This is a genomic window from Stenotrophomonas sp. 05L414_2, assembly GCF_056397905.1.
The window spans coordinates 1-1,725 of the sequence record NZ_JBFTOJ010000303.1 but is presented as its reverse complement, the minus strand read 5'-3'; the positions used below and the strand labels follow the sequence as shown (position 1 = coordinate 1,725).

Sequence of the window (1,725 nt, the reverse complement as noted above, 5' to 3'; positions counted from 1 at the left end):
GCCGGGAGTAGTCACGTGTCCTCGATTGAAGAAGCCCTTGCCCTGATCGGCCGCGGTGCCGACGAGATCCTCAAGCTCGAGGATCTGCGCGCGCGCCTGCAGGAAGGCCGCCCGCTGCGCATCAAGGCCGGCTTCGACCCCACCGCGCCTGACCTGCACCTGGGCCACACGGTGCTGCTGAACAAGATGCGTCAGTTCCAGGACCTCGGCCACCAGGTCATTTTCCTGATCGGCGACTTCACCGGCATGATCGGCGACCCATCCGGCAAGAGCCTGACGCGCAAGCCGCTCAGCCGTGACGACGTGCTGGCCAACGCCCGTACCTACGAGGAACAGGTGTTCAAGGTGCTGGACCGCAGCCGCACCGAGGTCCGCTTCAATTCGGAGTGGTTCGGCAAGATGAGCGCGGCCGACATGATCCGCCTGGCCGGCCAGCACACCGTGGCACGCATGCTCGAGCGCGACGACTTCGCCAAGCGCTATGCCGCCCAGCAGTCCATCGCCATCCACGAATTCCTGTACCCGCTGGTGCAGGGCTACGACTCGGTGGCCCTGGAAGCGGACGTCGAGCTGGGCGGTACCGACCAGAAGTTCAACCTGCTGATGGGCCGTGGCCTGCAGGAACACCACGGCCAGAAGCCGCAGGTGGTGCTGACCATGCCGCTGCTGGAAGGCCTGGACGGCGTCAACAAGATGTCCAAGTCGCTGGGCAACTATATCGGCATCAGCGAGCCGGCCATCGACATCGTCACCAAGACCATGAAGGTCGATGATGCCCTGATGTGGCGTTGGATCGAGCTGCTGTCCTTCGATATCAGCCAGGCCGAAGCGGCCTCCCTGCGCGAGCAGATCGCCGCCGGCCTGAATCCGCGCGTGGTCAAGCTGCGCCTGGCCCGTGAACTGGCTACCCGATTCCACGATGCCGCAGCGGCAGAGCAGGCGATTGCCGGCTGGGAAGCTGCCGTTACCGGGCAGGGCGACATCACCCAGCTGCCGCTGCAGGATGTGGCCATCCCGGCCGAGGGCCTGCGCATCGCGGCCCTGCTGACCGCCGCCGGCCTGACCCCGAGCAACTCCGAGGCCAACCGCAAGCTCAAGGAGCGTGCGGTGAAGGTGGACGGTGAAGTGGTGGAAGACGGCCAACAGGTACTGCAGCCCGGCTTCGAGGGGCTGCTGCAGGTCGGCAAGCGCACCTTCGCCCGCGTGCGCCTGGTCGCTGCCTGACCGGAGGCAGGGGCCGGCGCAGCCGGCCCCTGCTTCTGCTCCTGCAGAGCGGCGCTGACGCTCTGCCGCTGTTTGCGGGGCCTGTGGCGGCGCCTTTGCATGAACGGATGCAACATCCGATGAAAAAAGTTGCCACACCCCCTTCACAAAGGCCGCGAATAGGGACATACTTTCCCTCCCCCGTCGCAGGGGTCGCCAACAAGGGGCTTCAGCGACACAAGGCACGCCACCACCGACGAACGAGATGATCGAACGAAAGGTGTTGACGGACTCGAAAAGTCCGGCATAATAGGCGGCTCGCTACGAAGGAAACTTCGCAGCACACGGGAAYGGCGCTGAGGCCACTTCCCCSGATCTTTGAAAGTATGCGCAGGTATCTTGTGAAGGCGCCTGCAGGAAGGATGAWTGTCCATCTTGCAGACGTTTGATCAAGCAACTATTAATTGTTTTAAAGCAAGCGATACGTTGCCAGAATCATTCATCTGCAGCTTTAAATTTTTG

Annotated in this window: 1 protein-coding gene; it reads left to right on the top strand. The window is 63.2% G+C overall.

Going from position 1 to position 1,725, the window contains the following annotated elements; translation table 11 throughout:
* The first annotated feature begins 15 nt into the window (after positions 1-15).
* Positions 16-1,224, top strand: coding sequence for a tyrosine--tRNA ligase (gene tyrS, locus AC1DJN_RS21840; protein ID WP_032977018.1), 1,209 nt, complete (start codon positions 16-18; stop codon positions 1,222-1,224).
* The last annotated feature ends 501 nt before the right edge of the window (positions 1,225-1,725 follow it).